The organism is Clavibacter sp. CT19 (assembly GCF_027858075.1).
GTDB classification, from domain to species: domain Bacteria; phylum Actinomycetota; class Actinomycetes; order Actinomycetales; family Microbacteriaceae; genus Clavibacter; species Clavibacter tessellarius_A.
The window spans coordinates 1-15,307 of the sequence record NZ_JAQHYR010000015.1 but is presented as its reverse complement, the minus strand read 5'-3'; the positions used below and the strand labels follow the sequence as shown (position 1 = coordinate 15,307).

Annotated in this window: 15 protein-coding genes; all 15 read right to left on the bottom strand. The window is 73.3% G+C overall.

The window, feature by feature from the left end; translation table 11 throughout:
* Positions 1-40 precede the first annotated feature (40 nt).
* Positions 41-799, bottom strand: a complete 759-nt coding sequence (gene cmk / locus PED38_RS15485) for a (d)CMP kinase (protein WP_270981893.1) — start codon at positions 797-799, stop codon at positions 41-43.
* Entirely contained in the window at positions 796-1,914 is a 1,119-nt protein-coding gene (locus tag PED38_RS15480) for a prephenate dehydrogenase (protein WP_270981892.1), read from the bottom strand. The genes cmk and PED38_RS15480 overlap by 4 nt, the downstream gene beginning before the upstream one ends.
* The gene (locus PED38_RS15475) at positions 1,911-2,771 is read right to left on the bottom strand and encodes a pseudouridine synthase (RefSeq protein WP_063072212.1); all 861 of its coding nucleotides are present in this window, start codon (positions 2,769-2,771) and stop codon (positions 1,911-1,913) included. The genes PED38_RS15480 and PED38_RS15475 overlap by 4 nt, the downstream gene beginning before the upstream one ends.
* On the bottom strand, positions 2,755-3,384 hold the full coding sequence (scpB, locus tag PED38_RS15470; RefSeq protein ID WP_175345517.1) for an SMC-Scp complex subunit ScpB: 630 nt from the start codon (positions 3,382-3,384) through the stop codon (positions 2,755-2,757). The genes PED38_RS15475 and scpB overlap by 17 nt, the downstream gene beginning before the upstream one ends.
* Positions 3,374-4,228, bottom strand: a complete 855-nt coding sequence (locus tag PED38_RS15465; RefSeq protein WP_414763488.1) for a segregation and condensation protein A — start codon at positions 4,226-4,228, stop codon at positions 3,374-3,376. The genes scpB and PED38_RS15465 overlap by 11 nt, the downstream gene beginning before the upstream one ends.
* Positions 4,212-5,060 carry a ParA family protein gene (locus PED38_RS15460; RefSeq protein ID WP_414146357.1) on the bottom strand — a complete coding sequence of 283 codons (849 nt, stop codon included), beginning with the start codon at positions 5,058-5,060 and terminating at the stop codon, positions 4,212-4,214. The genes PED38_RS15465 and PED38_RS15460 overlap by 17 nt, the downstream gene beginning before the upstream one ends.
* Before the next feature lie 104 nt (positions 5,061-5,164).
* Positions 5,165-6,151: a site-specific tyrosine recombinase XerD gene (gene xerD / locus PED38_RS15455; RefSeq protein ID WP_270981891.1), complete on the bottom strand. Its 987-nt coding sequence runs from the start codon at positions 6,149-6,151 to the stop codon at positions 5,165-5,167.
* Positions 6,148-6,834, bottom strand: coding sequence for an NUDIX domain-containing protein (locus tag PED38_RS15450; protein WP_414763478.1), 687 nt, complete (start codon positions 6,832-6,834; stop codon positions 6,148-6,150). Before PED38_RS15450 ends, xerD begins: the two co-directional genes overlap by 4 nt.
* Positions 6,831-8,570, bottom strand: coding sequence for a CTP synthase (locus PED38_RS15445; RefSeq protein ID WP_270981889.1), 1,740 nt, complete (start codon positions 8,568-8,570; stop codon positions 6,831-6,833). Before PED38_RS15445 ends, PED38_RS15450 begins: the two co-directional genes overlap by 4 nt.
* Positions 8,571-8,696: 126 nt before the next feature.
* A complete protein-coding gene (gene recN, locus PED38_RS15440) occupies positions 8,697-10,412 on the bottom strand; it encodes a DNA repair protein RecN (RefSeq protein WP_270981887.1) in 1,716 nt (571 codons plus the stop codon).
* Positions 10,405-11,322, bottom strand: a complete 918-nt coding sequence (locus PED38_RS15435) for an NAD kinase (RefSeq protein WP_414146354.1) — start codon at positions 11,320-11,322, stop codon at positions 10,405-10,407. The genes recN and PED38_RS15435 overlap by 8 nt, the downstream gene beginning before the upstream one ends.
* Before the next feature lie 5 nt (positions 11,323-11,327).
* Positions 11,328-12,125, bottom strand: coding sequence for a TlyA family RNA methyltransferase (locus PED38_RS15430; RefSeq protein ID WP_063072227.1), 798 nt, complete (start codon positions 12,123-12,125; stop codon positions 11,328-11,330).
* Between the two features lie 34 nt (positions 12,126-12,159).
* Positions 12,160-12,414, bottom strand: a complete 255-nt coding sequence (locus PED38_RS15425) for a hypothetical protein (RefSeq protein ID WP_270981908.1) — start codon at positions 12,412-12,414, stop codon at positions 12,160-12,162.
* Positions 12,415-12,423: 9 nt separating this feature from the next.
* Complete coding sequence (locus PED38_RS15420) at positions 12,424-13,464, bottom strand: HAD-IIA family hydrolase (RefSeq protein ID WP_270981886.1); 1,041 nt, start codon at positions 13,462-13,464, stop codon at positions 12,424-12,426.
* Positions 13,454-14,413 carry a hypothetical protein gene (locus PED38_RS15415; protein ID WP_270981885.1) on the bottom strand — a complete coding sequence of 320 codons (960 nt, stop codon included), beginning with the start codon at positions 14,411-14,413 and terminating at the stop codon, positions 13,454-13,456. The genes PED38_RS15420 and PED38_RS15415 overlap by 11 nt, the downstream gene beginning before the upstream one ends.
* Positions 14,414-15,307 lie beyond the last annotated feature (894 nt).

The following is a 15,307-nucleotide window of genomic DNA, read 5'->3' as shown; positions in this document are numbered from 1 at the left end:
GTGTGTCCTCTGGCGTGTCGGCCCGTCACCGGGCCGCGCCTCAATCTGTTCGTGCGTGAACGAGATCGACCACCGCCTGGACGGTCTGGTCGAAGTCGATGTCCGTGGAGTCGATGGTGGTCACACCATCTGCGGCGTTCATGAAATCGACGACCTGCGAGTCGGCCCGATCCCGGGAGGCGAGTGATTCGCCGACCGCGGCGGCCGACTGATTCGTCGTCTCCGCGGAACGCCTCCTCATCCTAGCTTCCGGGGAGGCCGTGAGGAGAATGCGCACCTGGGCATCCGGCGCCACGACGGTGGTGATGTCGCGCCCCTCGACCACGATGCCCGGCTTGTCGCTCGACGCCATGAGCGAGCGGAACAGCTCCACCATGTAGTGCCGCACCTCCGGCACGCGCGCCACGTGGCTGACCACGGCGGACACGCGCGGCTCGCGGATCGCCTCGGTGACGTCGGTGCCGCGGACGCTCACGCGCGTCTCGGACGGGTCGATGCCGATGTCGTAGTCGAACCCCTCGATCAGGCTCGTGACCGTGGCGGGGTCCTCGGTGTCGACGCCGCTCTCCAGCGCGAACCAGCTGAGCGCGCGGTACGCGGCGCCCGTGTCCTGGTAGTCGAAGCCGAGGGCGCGCGCGGCGGCGCGGCTCACGCTCGACTTGCCGCTGCCGGCGGGGCCGTCGACGGCGACGACCGTGCGGTTGAGCGTGGCGTCGACGAGCAGGGCGTCCTCCAGCGGGTCGGGTGCGGTCGTCTCGGGTGCGGTCGTCTCGGGTGCGTCCACGGCGTCTCCGGTCATCCGGCGATCCTCCAGTTCCGTTCTTCGAGCCGCGCGACCAGGCGGTCGCGGGCCTCGGGCAGCACGGCGATCTCGACGAGACCGACCTGCGCGCCCTGGGAGTGCTCGAGGCGCAGGTCCTCGATGCTGACGTCGGCGGCGCCGACCTCGGTGATCAGCGCGGCGAGCTGGCCGGGCCGGTCGTCGATCATCACGGTGATGGCGGCGAACCGCCGGTCCTGGCCGTGCTTGCCGGGGATGCGGGCGACGCCCGCGTTCCCGGCGTGGATCCGCTCGGCCACCCGGAGCCTGGCGCCCTGCGCGTCGACGTCGTCGAGCGCGTCGATGACGTCGTCGAGGTCAGCGCGCATGGCCCGCAGGATCGGCACGATGCGGGAGGCGTTGGCGCCGAGGATCTGCACCCACAGCGCCGCGTCGCTCGACGCGATGCGCGTGGTGTCGCGGAGCCCCTGCCCGGAGAGCCCGAGCGCGGCGGCGGATCCGTCGGCGAGCCGCGACGCCAGGAGGCTCGCGACCACCTGCGGCACGTGGGAGACGAGCGCCACCGAGGTGTCGTGCTCCTCCGCGGTCATCTCGATGGGCACGGCGCCGAGGTCGAGGATCAGCTGCTCGACGGGCGCGCCCGCGGCGTAGGTGATGCCGTCGTGGCCCGCGATGACCCAGGGCCGGCCGAGGAACAGGTCGCCCGTCGCGGCGACCGGGCCGCCGCGTTCGCGCCCGGCGAGCGGGTGCGAGCCGAGGTAGCGGGAGAGGTCGGTGCCGAGGGCGCGCAGCTCCTCGAGCGGCGCGGCCTTCACGCTCGCGACGTCGGTGACGAGGGCGTCCGGATGCGCGGCGAGCTCGGCCGCGACCACGCGCGCGGTCACGTCCGGCGGCACGCAGACCACGACGAGCGCGGGCCGGTCGGACGCGGGCGACGCGTCCGCGATGCGTCCGGCGCCCATGTCGGCCGCGAGCCGCAGCGTGGTCGGCGACGCGTCCGCCAGCACCACGTCGACGCCGCGGGCGGAGAGCCCCAGGCCGATGCTCGTGCCGAGGAGGCCCGTGCCGACGATGCGGACGGTGCCCTGCACGCGCGTGTCGGCCGCCTGGACGGCGCTCGCGGCCTCGCTCACTCGCCGTCCTCGCGGTCGACGTCCCCCTGCGCCTCGGCGGCGGCGCCCGCGCCCTGCGGGGTCGCGGGTCCGGCCTGCGCGCGGGCCTCGCGCGAGATGGTGAGCAGCTGGCCGAGCTCGTCGGAGGTGAGGTCGCGCACGCGGCCGACGCCGAGGGATCCGAGGTGCAGCGGCCCGAACTGGCGGCGCACGAGCTCCTCCACCGGGTGGCCGACCTCGTCCAGCATGCGGCGCACGATGCGGTTGCGGCCTGAGTGCAGGGTGATCTCCACGAGCGTCTGGTCGCCGCCGCCCGAGAGGATGCGCGCGCGGTCCGCCTGGATCGGCCCGTCCTCGAGGTCCACGCCCTGGGTGAGCCGCTGGATCGTCTGCGGCGTGACGCGCCCCGTGACCTTCGCGATGTACGTCTTCAGCACGCCGAACGACGGGTGCGCGAGCACGTGGGCGAGGTCGCCGTCGTTGGTGAGGATCAGGAGCCCGCTCGTCTCCGCGTCGAGGCGGCCGACGTTGAACAGGCGCTCCTCGAACTCCTCCGTGAACTCGCGCAGGTCGGGGCGGCCGCGCTCGTCGCGGAGCGAGGAGTAGATGCCGACGGGCTTGTTGAGCATGAGGTAGCGCTTGGAGGTGTCGAGCTGCACGGCCTGGTCGTCGACCGCGACCTCGTCGACGTCGGGGTCGATGCGGCGGCCGGGCTCGGTGACCACCTCGCCGTTCACGGTGACGCGGCCCGCGGCGATCATGTCCTCGCAGACGCGGCGGCTGGCGACGCCGGCGGCGGCCATCACCTTCTGCAGGCGGATGCCCTGCACCGGCTCGTCAGGGTTCCAGGCGCGGTCGTTCTCAGTGGAGGGGGTCATGGAAGCCTTCCGCCCCGTCGGGGAGCAACGGGGAGATCGGGGGGAGCTCGTCGAGCGAGTTGATGCCGAGCTGCGTGAGCAGGTGGTCTGTCGTACCGTAATGGATCGCGCCGGTCTCCCCGTCGGTGAAGGCCTCGGTCACGAGGCCCCGCGCGAGCAGCGTCCGCACCACCGAGTCGACGTTCACGGCGCGGATCGCCGCCACCTGGCTGCGGCTGATCGGCTGCTTGTAGGCGATCACCGCGAGCGTCTCGAGGGCCGCCTGCGAGAGGCGCGTGGGGTTCTGGGTGAGCACGTGGTCGCGGATCACCGTGTCGTACTCGGCCCGCACGTACACGCGCCAGCCGCCGCCGACCTCGCGCAGCTCGAAGCCGCGGCGCACTCCCCCGGTGCGGCCGTCGAAGTCGTCGACGAGCCGCTGGATCGCGCGGCGCACCTCCTTCACGGGCGTCGAGGTCGCGGTCGCCAGCGTCGTCACGCTCTGCGGCTCGTCGGCCACCATGAGCAGCGCCTCGAGCGCGCGGTCGAGGTCGAGCGGCGCCTCGGCGGCCGCGGCGCCGGCATCCGCGGCGACGGGCAGGTCCGCGGCGGGATCCCGCGGCTCAGCTGTCATAGCCGGCCCCCAGGCTCGCGAGGGCGTCGTCGCTCCAGCTCTCCGCGGTCCACGTGAGCGTCAGCTCGCCGAGCGCCTCCGGCTGGTCGAACTCGATCGCGGCGACGCGGTACAGCTCCAGCACGGCGAGGAAGCGCGCGATCACGACGCCCGTGAGCCCCGCGTCCGCCACCAGCTCGCGGAAGGTGACCGGCGCCCCGCTCCGCAGCCGGGCCACGACCACGGCCGCCTGCTCGCGGATGCTGACGAGCGGCGCGTGCAGGTGGTCGAGTCCCACGGTCGGCACCTCGCGCGGCGCGAGCGCGAGCAGCGCGATGGCCGCGAGGTCGGCGGGCGAGGTCGTCCACACGAGCTCCGGCACCTGCGCGCGGAAGCGCTCCTCGAGCGGCACGTCGCGGAACGCGCGCGTCGACTCCGTCGCGAGCCGCTGCTGGAACCAGCTCGCCGCCTCCTTGAACGCGCGGTACTGCAGCAGGCGCGCGAACAGCAGGTCGCGCGCCTCAAGGAGCGCCACGTCCTCCGCATCGACCAGCTCGCCCTGCGGCAAGAGGCCCACGAGCTTGAGGTCGAGCAGCGTGGCCGCGACCACGAGGAAGGAGCTGGCCTCGTCGAGGTCGTCCGGCCCGTCGAGCCCGCGGATGTGCGCGATGAACTCGTTCGTGACGAGGCTGAGGCTCACCTCGGTGATGTCCATCTCGTGGCTGCCGATGAGCGACAGCAGCAGGTCGAACGGCCCCTCGAAGTTGCCGATGCTGACGCGGAACGCGCGCTCGGGATCCGTCCGGGCCGCGGCGTCGGCGAGCTCGGGGTCCGCCAGGGACGAGCCCCTACGCGACGGCGCCACGCGCGATGAGCTCACGCGCCACCTTGCGGTACGCGAGCGCGGCCGGGTGCTCGGGCGCGAACTGGATGATGGGCTTGCCCGCCACCGACGCGTCCGGGAACTTGACGGTGCGGCCGATGACGGTCTCGAGCACGCTCGCGTCGAACGCCTCGACCACGCGCTGCAGCACCTCGCGGGAGTGCAGGGTGCGGGAGTCGTACATGGTGGCGAGGATGCCGTCGAGCTCGAGCGCCGGGTTCAGCCGGTCCTTGACCTTCTCGATGGTCTCGACGAGCAGCGCGACGCCGCGCAGCGCGAAGTACTCGCACTCGAGCGGGATCAGCACGCCGTGGCTCGCCGTGAGCGCGTTGACGGTGAGGAGGCCGAGCGACGGCTGGCAGTCGATGAGGATGACGTCGTAGTCGCCGCTCACCTTGCGCAGCACGCTCGCGAGGATCTGCTCGCGCGCGACCTCGTTCACGAGGTGCACCTCCGCGGCTGACAGGTCGATGTTCGCGGGGATGACGTCGAGGCCCTCGAAGCCCGTGGTCTGGATGGCCTCGCGCGGGTCCTTCACGGTGCCGAGCAGGAGGTCGTAGACGGTGACCGCGTCGTGGGTCTGCACGCCGAGCCCGGCGGACAGCGCGCCCTGCGGGTCGAAGTCGACGGCCAGCACGCGGCGGCCGTAGCTCGCGAGCGAGGCGCCCAGGTTGATGGCGGTGGTGGTCTTGCCGACGCCGCCCTTCTGGTTGCAGAGGGAGATGATCTTGGCGGGTCCGTGCCCCGCGAGCGGCGCGGGCTCGGCGAAGTCGCGCAGCTCCCGGCCGGTGGGTCCGAGCACGGGGACGTCCATTCCCGGGAGCTCGGTCACATCTGGCTTGCGCGTCACGTGGGTCTCTTCCTGCCGCTCCTCCGACGCCGTCCGCCGGATCCTGCGAGTCTACCGGGGAGGGTCGCTCACGCCCGGCGGGCACGCGGGTGCGCGGTCGTGTAGACGTCGCGCAGGGTGTCGACGGTCACGCGCGTGTAGATCTGCGTGGTCGCGACCGACGAGTGGCCGAGCAGCTCCTGCACCACGCGCACGTCGGCGCCGCCCGCGAGGAGGTGCGTCGCGAACGAATGGCGGAACGTGTGCGGGGAGATCTCCTCCGTGACGCCGGCGCGCTCGGCGGCGGACTTGATCACGAGCCAGGCGTTCTGCCGCGAGAGGGCGTGGCCGCGCAGCCCCAAGAAGAGCGCGGGCGTCGCGGTGCCGCGCGCGGCGAGGATCGGGCGGACGCGCACGAGGTAGGCGTCGACGGCCCGCCGCGCGAACGACCCGACGGGCACGATCCGCTGCTTGCCGCCCTTGCCGAGCACGCGCACCAGCTCGTCGGCCGCGCCGTCGGGGCCGAGCACGTCGTCGACCGTGAGCGCGGTGATCTCGCTCACGCGCGCGCCCGTCGCGTACAGCAGCTCGAGCAGCGCCTTGTCGCGCACGCGGAGCGGGTCGTCGCCGTCGGTCGCCTCGAGGATCCGCGCCATCGTCTCGATCGACACCGCCTTCGGCAGACGGCTCGGCAGCTTCGGCGGCTTCGCGTCGGCGGACACGTCGACCGGGACGAGCCCCTCCTCCAGGAGGAAGCGGTGGAACGACCGGACGCTGGAGAGCATGCGCGCGAGCGACGACGCCGTGAGGCCGCCGCGCTCGGGGTCGCGCACGCGCTGCGCGAAGCCGGTGACGTGCGCGGGCGTCGCGTCGGCCGGATCCCCCACGCCCTCCGCGGCGAGATGCGCCGTGTAGCGGGCGAGGTCGCGGCGGTAGGCCTGGATCGTGTTGCGCGAGAGCCCGCGCTCCACCTCCACGTGCCGGAGCCAGCGGTCGACCGCGCGCCGGAGCGCGACCGGGACCTCGGGGGCGGCGTCGGGCGCCGCTCCTGCCGGTGCGTCGGCCGCGTCCGTCACGAGGCGGGCGCGGTCCCGCCGTCGCGCAGCTTCGGGTGCCGGGGCCAGGGCGCGTCGGCGGGGCCGAGCGTCGCCCAGCCGCGCGAGCGGGCGACGTGCGCTTGCAGCACCGCGATCACGGTCGAGGGGTTCTGGATCCGCCGCTCGAGCACCGCGGTCACGACCTCGTCGAGGTCCACCCAGCGCTTCTCGATGTCGGCCTCCTCGTCGGTGCGCGCGAACGCCTCCGCCGTGGCCGTGAGGCCGCGGGCGAGGTAGATGCGGATCGCCTCGTCGCTGCCGCCGGGCGTCGTGAGGAACTCGGCGAGCACGCTCCACTCGGCCGCCTCGAGGTCGGCCTCCTCCGCGAGCTCGCGCTGCACGGCCTCCAGCGGCGGCTCGTCGGTGACGTCGAGGAGCCCGGCCGGGATCTCCCACTCGCGCATGCGCACGGGGTGCCGGTACTGCTTGATGAGGAGCACGCGGTCCTCGTCGTCGATGGCGAGCACCGCGACGGCGCCCGTGTGGTCGACGAACTCCCGCGTGATCTCGGCGTCGCCGTACCGGAACGTCTCGCGCCGGACGTCCCAGACCATGCCCGCGAACACCCGCTCGCTCGACGTGATCGGGAACGCGGCCGGGTCGTCGTGCAGTTCGGCGTCCGCGGATCCGGCGTCCGCGGATCCGGTGACGGCGTCCGTCACGCGACGGCCTCGGCGTCGTCCTCGGCGAACAGCGTGCTGGCCGCCTGGCGGTCGAGGGCCGCGCGGACGAGGCCCGCGAACAGCGGGTGCGCGCGGTTCGGACGCGACCGGAGCTCCGGGTGCGCCTGCGTGCCGATGTAGAACGGGTGCACCTCGCGCGGCAGCTCCACGTACTCGACGAGCGTGCCGTCGGGCGAGGTGCCTGAGAACACGAGGCCGGCGTCCTGGATGCGCTCGCGGAACTGGTTGTTGACCTCGTAGCGGTGGCGGTGGCGCTCGTGCGAGACGGGCGCGCCGTACAGCTCGGCCGCGAGGGAGCCCTCGACGAGCGTCGCCTCGTACAGGCCCAGGCGCATGGTGCCGCCGAGGTCGCCGCCCGCGATGATGTCGACCTGCTCGGCCATCGTCGCGACGACCGGGAACTCGCTCTCGGGGTCGAACTCGCTCGAGGACGCGCCCGCGAGGCCCGCCTCGTTCCGCGCGTACTCGATGACCATGCACTGGAGGCCGAGGCAGAGGCCGAGCACCGGGATCATGTTGTCGCGCGCGAACTTCAGCGCGCCGAGCTTGCCCTCGATGCCGCGGATGCCGAAGCCGCCCGGCACACACAGCGCGTCGAGGTCGCCCAGCTTCCTGGCGGCGCCCTCGGGCGTCTCGCACTCGTCGGACGCGACCCAGCGCAGCTTCACGCGCGCCGAGTGGGCGAAGCCGCCGGCGCGCAGCGCCTCGGTCACGGAGAGGTACGCGTCGGGCAGGTCGATGTACTTGCCGACGAGGCCGATCGTGACCTCGTGCTTCGGGTCGTGCACGGCGTCGAGCAGGTCGCTCCAGCCGGACCAGTCGACCGCGTCCGCGGCCGGCAGACCGAGGTGCTCGATGATGTAGCTGTCGAGGCCCTGCCCGTGCAGCATCTCGGGGATGTCGTAGATGCTCGGCACGTCCACCGCGTTCACGACCGCCTGCTCGTCCACGTCGCACATCAGCGCGATCTTCTTCTTGTTCGAGTCGGAGACGGGCCGGTCGCTGCGGAGCACGAGCGCATCCGGCTGGATCCCGATGGAGCGCAGCGCCGCCACCGAGTGCTGCGTGGGCTTGGTCTTCTGCTCGCCCGACGCGCCCATGTACGGCACGAGTGAGACGTGCACGAAGAAGACGTTGTTCCGGCCGAGCTCGTGGCGCACCTGGCGCGCCGCCTCGATGAACGGCTGGCTCTCGATGTCGCCGACCGTGCCGCCGATCTCGGTGATGATCACGTCGGGCTGCGGCTCGTCCGTGGACTGCAGGCGCATGCGGCGCTTGATCTCGTCGGTGATGTGCGGGATGACCTGCACGGTGTCGCCGAGGTACTCGCCGCGGCGCTCCTTCGCGATGACCTCCGAGTAGATCTGGCCGGTGGTCACGTTGGCCGCCTGGTCCAGCTCGATGTCGAGGAACCGCTCGTAGTGCCCGATGTCGAGGTCGGTCTCCGCGCCGTCGTCGGTCACGAAGACCTCGCCGTGCTGGAAGGGGTTCATGGTGCCCGGATCCACGTTGAGGTAGGGATCCAGCTTCTGCATGACGACGCGCACGCCGCGCGCCGTGAGGAGGTTGCCCAGGCTGGCCGCCGTGAGGCCCTTGCCGAGCGAGGAGACGACGCCGCCGGTCACGAAGATGTGCCGGGTGATCCTGCCGCCTGCCGTGCTGGTCGTGCTGTCCGTCGTGCTCGAGTCCGTGTCCGTTGTTTCGATGTCCGCCACGGGCTTCCATCCTACGTGGATTCCGGCGCGCCGCGACAGCCGCGACGCGCCGGCCTCGTCCGTGTCGCCGGATGCCGGGCCCCGGTCCGCGCGACGCTCGCCTTCGGGAGCGGCGGGAGGGGCGGATCAGCGGAGCGCGGCCGCGGTCTCCACGAGCTCGCGCGCATGCGCCAGCCCGCTCTCGCTGTCGGGCAGGCCCGAGAGGAGGCGCGCCATCTCCTGGATCCGCGCGTCTCCCACGAGCTGCGTGACGCTGGACGCCGTGACCTGGCCGTCGCCGCCCTTCACCACGCGCAGGTGGTTGGTCGAGAACGCCGCGACCTGCGCCAGGTGCGTGACGACGATGACCTGCGCGCGCTCCGCCAGGCGCGCGAGCCGCCGACCGATCTCGATGGCGGCCGCGCCGCCCACGCCCGCGTCGACCTCGTCGAACACGAAGGTGGGCACGGGGTCGTCGCCCGCCACCACGACCTCGATGGCGAGCATCACGCGCGACAGCTCGCCGCCGGACGCCCCGCGCCCGAGCGGCCTCGCCTCCGCGCCGGCATGGGGCCGCAGCAGGATCTCCACGCGGTCGGCTCCCGACAGCGCGGGCTCCTCCCGCGGGCTCACGCGCACGTCGAGCGACGCGTCGGCCATCGCGAGCGCCCCGAGCTCCGCGGTGACGGCCTCGGCCAGACGCGCGCCGGACTCCTCGCGGACGGCGGTCACACGGGCGCCCAGCTCGCCGACGAGCTGCTCGTCGCGCTCCACCTCGACGCGCAGCAGGTCGATCCGGTCGGTGTCGCCGTCGAGCTCCAGGAGCCGCGCGCTGCCCGTGTCGAGGAACGCGAGCGCGTCCTCCACGGTGGGCCCGTGCACGCGCGTGAGGGCCGCGAGCTCGGCGCGGCGGTCCTGCAGCGACTCGAGCTCGCGCGCGCCGTCGGCGTCGAGCCCCGCGAGGTAGCCCGAGAGCTGCACCGCGATCTCGGAGACGAGGATCCGCGCGCTCTCGAGCGACTCGATGATCTCCGCGAGGCCCGGGTCGTGCGCCGCGACCCGGTCGAGCCGGCGGTGCGCGGTGTCGAGGACGGAGGCCGCGTCGGCCATCTCGCCGGACGCGTCCTCGGCCGACATGAGCTCGTGCGCGGCGGACGCGGCGGCCCGCAGGTCCTCCAGATTCGTGAGGCGGTCGATGCGCTCGCGCAGCTCCTCGTCCTCGCCGGGCTGGGGCGCCACCGCCTCGATCGCATCGATGGCGGCGCGCAGCTCCTCGGCCTCGCGCGTGCGGGCGTCCTGCTCGGTGACGAGCCGGTCGAGCTCGGCGCGGGCGGCCTGCCAGCGGCGGAACACGTCCTGGTACTCGCCGAGCACGGGCGCGAGCGCGGATCCGGCGAACCGGTCGAGCGCCTGACGCTGCGCCGTGGACGACCGCAGCCGCATCTGATCGGACTGCCCGTGCACGACGACGAGCTGCTCGCCGATCTCCGTGAGCAGCGCCGCGGGCGCGCCCCGGCCCCCGACCGCTGCGCGGCTGCGCCCCTCGGACGACAGCTGCCGCGTGACGATGAGCTCGCCCCGCGTGCCGTCCCCGAACGGGTCGACGTCTCCCCCGGCGTCGCGGACGCGATCCGGCACGGGCCCGTCGGCCGCGATGATCCAGCGCCCCTCCACGACCGCCTTCTCGCTCCCCTGCCGCACGGCGCCGGAGTCGGCGCGCGCGCCGAGCAGCAGCCCGAGGGCGGTGACGACCATGGTCTTGCCCGCGCCGGTCTCGCCGGTGACGGCCGTGAAGCCCGGCCCGAGCGGCAGCGTGGCCTGGCCGATCACCCCGAGGTCGCGGATGGTGATCTCCTCAATCACGGTCGACGGGCCCCCTCCAGCCGGTGACCGGCAGCTCGAACTTGTTCACGAGGCGGTCGGTGAACGGCGACTGCTTGAGGCGCGCGAGGCGCACGGGGATGGTGGACCGCCGGGCCTCGACGCGGGCGCCGGGCGGCATGTCGCGCGTGCGCCGGCCGTCGCACCAGAGAACGCCGGACCCGGAGGTGCGGCTGAGAACCTCGACGGCGACCGTGGACTCCGGCCCCACGACGAGCGACCGCGCGAAGAGCGTGTGCGGGCTGAGCGGCACGACGAGCATGGCCTCGAGGCTCGGCCACACGATGGGGCCGCCGGCCGAGAACGCGTACGCCGTGGATCCGGTGGGCGTCGAGACGACCATCCCGTCGCAGCCGTAGGACGCGAGCGGCCGTCCGTCGATCTCGACCACCACCTCGAGCATCCGCTCGCGGCTGGCCTTCTCGACGGTCGCCTCGTTGAGCGCCCAGGTGCGGTAGACGATGTCGGCGCCGACCTGGAGCGTGACGTCGAGCGTCATCCGCTCCTCGACCGTGTAGTCGCGGTCGAGCACGCGGCGGACGGTGGCCGTGAGGTCCTCCCGCTCGCTCTCGGCGAGGAAGCCGACGTGCCCGAGGTTGACGCCGAGCAGCGGCACGGAGGTGCCGCGCACGAGCTCGGCCGAGCGGAGGATGGTGCCGTCGCCGCCGAGCACGATGACGATCTCGAGGTCGGCCGTCTGCACGTGCTCGCCGAGCACCGCGACCCCGGCCATCTCGGGCGCGAACGGCAGGATGTCGGCCTTCTCCTCGGCCGTGAGCACGATGCGCACGTCGGCGTCGGCCAGCTGCGCGCACACGCTGAGCGCCGCGTCGATGGAGTCGCGCCGTCCCGTGTGGGACACGACCAGGATGTGCCTCGCGGGTCCAGCCACTTCGCTCACGCTCCTGTGATCTCGTTCGACGTCGATCTCCATTGTGTCGGATTGCTCCCCGCGCGACCGCTGAACCAGGCGAGGTACTCGTGGTTCCCCGCGCCTCCCACGATGGGGGAGGAGACGAGGCCGGCCGTGCCGAGGCCCAGGTCCCATGCCGCCCAGAGCACGCGCATCACCGCGTCGTCGCGCAGCCCCGGGGCGTGCACGATGCCCTCGCGGATCCCGGTGCGCCCCACCTCGAATTGCGGCTTGACGAGCAGCACGAGGTCGGCGTCGGGCGAGGCCGTGCGGGCGAGCGCGGGCAGGACGAGCCCGAGCGAGATGAAGGACAGGTCGCCGACGACCAGCTCCGGCGCCTCGACCCCGCCTCCGGTCGCGGCCGCGAGCGACTCCGGCGTGAGGTCCCGCACGTTGAAGCCCTCCACCACGTCGACGCGCGGGTCCTCGCGGATGAGCGGATCCAGCTGGCCGTGGCCCACGTCGAGCGCGACCACCCGCCGGGCCCCGCGCTCCAGGAGCACCTGCGTGAAGCCGCCGGTGGACGCGCCCACGTCGAGCGCCCGGCGCCCCTCGACCCGCACGCCGGGGAACGCGTCGAGCGCGCCGACGAGCTTGTGGGCGCCGCGGCTGACGTAGGCGTCGGTCCCCTCGACGGCGACGGCGGATCCCGGGACCACGCGGAACGACGGCTTCACCACGCCGCGCCCGTCGACCGTGACGAGTCCGTCGGCGATGAGCCGGGCGGCGTGCGTCCGCGACCGGGCGAGCCCGAGCGCGGGCAGGGCGGCATCGAGCCGCATGTCCCCGCCGGAGGAGGAGGGGTCGTCCGTCGCGTCAGCCACGCGACGACGCCCCGTCGCCGCCCTCGAGCCGCGCGCGCAGTTCGTCGTGGAGGAGGGCGAAGGACGCGGCGCGCTCCCCCAGGGGCTGCCCCTCGATCAGCTCGAGCCGGGAGACCAGCTCCTCGGCGACGTCCGCGTCGCCGGCGCCGCCCTCGGCAGCGGCCGACGGCCCGTCGACGGCGCCCACGGCATCCGCCGTGTCGGCCACCCCGTCACCCGATCCGCGGATGCCCGCCTCGTCCCTCACCCCGCCACGCTACGCCCGGCCGGCGCCCGTGGCGCCCGCCGCGACGTACAGCGACTCAGGCACGTCGAGCCCGTAGATGGGCCGTCCGGAGTTCCAGATGACCGCGCATGCCGCACGCAGCGTGTCGATGGTGGAGCCGCCGTCCTTGACGACCTCGACCCGGTCGCCGACGATCCGGACGGACGCCCTCCCGACCGTCGCCACGCTCCCCTGCCCGGAGAACCGCGTCTCCGGGTAGGGCTCGTGCAGCTGGCCGAGGTGCTCGAGGATGAAGGTGGGCCGCTGGTCCTCCTCCGCCGCGAGCAGCTGCTTGGCCCGGTCGATCCCTGTCAGCACGTGCACGGAGGCCATGCCCGCGCGCGTGGCGCCGAGGATGTCCGTGTCGAGCCGGTCACCGAGGAACACCGGACGCGTAGCGCCGAAGCGCTCGCGGGCCTCATCGAAGATGGGCGTCTCCGGCTTGCCCGCCACCACCGGCAGGCGCCCCACGGCCGTGTGGACGGCGGAGACGAGCGTGCCGTTGCCGGGCGCGATGCCGCGGGCGACGGGGATGGTCCAGTCGGTGTTGGTCGCGACCCAGACGACGTCGGGGTCCGCGAGGGCGAAGGCCGCCTCGGCCAGCTGGGTCCAGCCGACCTCCGGCGCGAAGCCCTGGACGACGGCCGCCGGCCGGTCCTCGACCGAGCGGGTGACGACGTACCCGGCCTTCTCGAGCTCGTGGACGAGGCCCTCGCCGCCGACGACGAGCACCGTGGATCCGGCCGGCACGCGGTCCGCGAGCAGTCGGAGGGCGGCCTGCGGCGACGTGACGACGTCCTCGGCCGCCACGGTCAGCCCGAGCGAGCTCAGGTGCTCCGCGACGGAGGCGTCGGTCCTAGACGCGTTGTTGGTGATGTAGCCGAGCCGCAGCCCCGTCTCCGCCGCGCGGTTCAGCGCTTCGACGGCGTGCGGGATGCTGTCGGGCCCTGCGTACACGACCCCGTCGAGGTCGGCGAGGATCACGTCGACGCCGTCGAGCGGGGTGCTCCCCCGGGCCGCCCTAGCGAACATCGCGGTCGCCCTCCGCCGGCTCGGGCTCGGCGTCGGCGTCGGCTCGCGCGTCGGCCCCTCCGACCCCGCCGTCGGCATCCGCGGCGATCTCGGCGTCCACGTCGACAGCGATGTCGTCGTCGTCCCCGTCCTCGCTGGGCGGGACGGGCACAGGGTCGACGTCCGCGTGCGTCGCATCGCCCACGACGCGTCCGTCCGCCTCGTCCGGGTCGGCTCCGGCGTCGTCGTCGAGGTCGTCGTCATCCACGTCGTCGACGACGAGGTCCTCCTCGACCACCTCCACCGTGTCGTCCCATCCCTCGTCCGGATCCGCGAAGGCCGCCTCGGCCGCGTCCGCCCGGCGACGCCACTCGTCCGCCTCGCCGGATCGGCCCAGCTCCTCCAGCACCTCCGCGTACGCGTGGAACAGGTCGGCGCTGTAGGAATACGCCACGTCGCGGTTGAGCTGGGAGATCGACAGCTCGTCGAGCGCGGCCTCCGTCTGGCCCAGGTCGAGCCGAGCACCGGACATCGCGATCGCGAGCGCCACCTGCTCCGCCGCCGGCAGCGTCTCCTTGGGCACCGACCGGCCGAGCTCGAGGGCCTTGTCGGGGCGCCCCTGCCCCCGCTCGCTGTCGACCATCAGGGCCAGCTGATCGTCCTTCCCGGAGATGCGGCGGTACGTCCGCAGCTCCCGGAGCGCCAGCGCGTAGTCCCCCACGGCGTACGCGGTGATGGCCAGCGACTCGCGGACCACGGCGATGCGGCCCGCACGTCGAGCCGCGGAGATCGCATGACGGTGGGCCAGCTCGGGGTCCTCCTCGATGAGGCGAGCGGCCATCACCAGGTGCTGCGCAACACCCTCGGCGTTGTCCTTGCTCAACGTCTTGAGCTCGTTGCGGGCGACCCGATCCAGGTCGCCGGGCTTCACGTCCTCCGGGATCTCCGGGTCCTCATGACGGGGACGCACGGACCGCAGCTCGCGGGCGCGGAGCTGCTCCTCGGTGAGCGCCTCCTCGTACCGCGGGGCATCGCGATCGTTGCGAGCCGGACGACCGTCGCGCGTCCAGAGCTTGTCGCCGTCGCGAGGAGGGCGTGCACCCCCACGGTCCCCGCCCCGGGGGGCGTCCTTCGACCACGGCTTCCGCTCCCCGTCACGCGCCGGACGACCACCCGCAGGCGCGTCCTTCGACCAGGGCTTCCGGTCCCCGTCACGCACCGGACGACCACCCGCGGGCGCGTCCTTCGACCACGGCTTGCGCTCTGCGTCACGCGGACGACCACCCGCAGGCGCATCCTTCGACCAGGGCTTGCGCTCTGCGTCACGCGGACGACCACCCGCAGGCGCGTCCTTCGACCACGGCTTCCGGTCCCCATCACGCGCCGGACGACCCGCGCCCGCTCCAGGCGCACCGGACCCACGCCCGGCATCCCGCGGACCTCGAGGAGCACCCGAGGATCCGCGATCATACGGCGGCTTCTGACCGTCCCGGCCGCGCGGCGAGTGCGACGATCCGCGGTCCTGGCCCTCGGGCCGGCTGTCTCGATCGGAAGAGTCGCTCACTGTGCTCCTGTCGGCCGCGCGGGCCAGATGATGTCTATGGTGTTGTGGGTCGTGCTCGAGTCCTGGTCCAGGTTAGCCGGTCCCTCGGGACGGCCCAGCGCGGAGGTCCAGCGCGGTTCGGACCGGACCGGATTGGATCGGATTGGATTGGATTGGATTGGATTGGATTGGATTGGATTGGATCGGATCGGTACAGCGCACGTCTCCTCGGTCGAGACGGGGCTCCTGCCGCCGATTCTCGTCGGCGCCGCGCACGCCCGTCTCGATGCCCGCCGCGTGATCGTCCATGACAACGGTGTC

Excerpts from the sequence above, each read along its gene's own strand:
- cmk (WP_270981893.1), bottom strand. The coding sequence starts at position 799 with ATGACCGGAGACGCCGTGGACGCACCCGAGACGACCGCACCCGAGACG.
- PED38_RS15475 (WP_063072212.1), bottom strand. The coding sequence starts at position 2,771 with ATGACCCCCTCCACTGAGAACGACCGCGCCTGGAACCCTGACGAGCCG.
- scpB (WP_175345517.1), bottom strand. The coding sequence starts at position 3,384 with ATGACAGCTGAGCCGCGGGATCCCGCCGCGGACCTGCCCGTCGCCGCG.
- PED38_RS15460 (WP_414146357.1), bottom strand. The coding sequence starts at position 5,060 with ATGGACGTCCCCGTGCTCGGACCCACCGGCCGGGAGCTGCGCGACTTC.
- PED38_RS15430 (WP_063072227.1), bottom strand. The coding sequence starts at position 12,125 with ATGCGGCTCGATGCCGCCCTGCCCGCGCTCGGGCTCGCCCGGTCGCGG.
- PED38_RS15420 (WP_270981886.1), bottom strand. The coding sequence starts at position 13,464 with ATGTTCGCTAGGGCGGCCCGGGGGAGCACCCCGCTCGACGGCGTCGAC.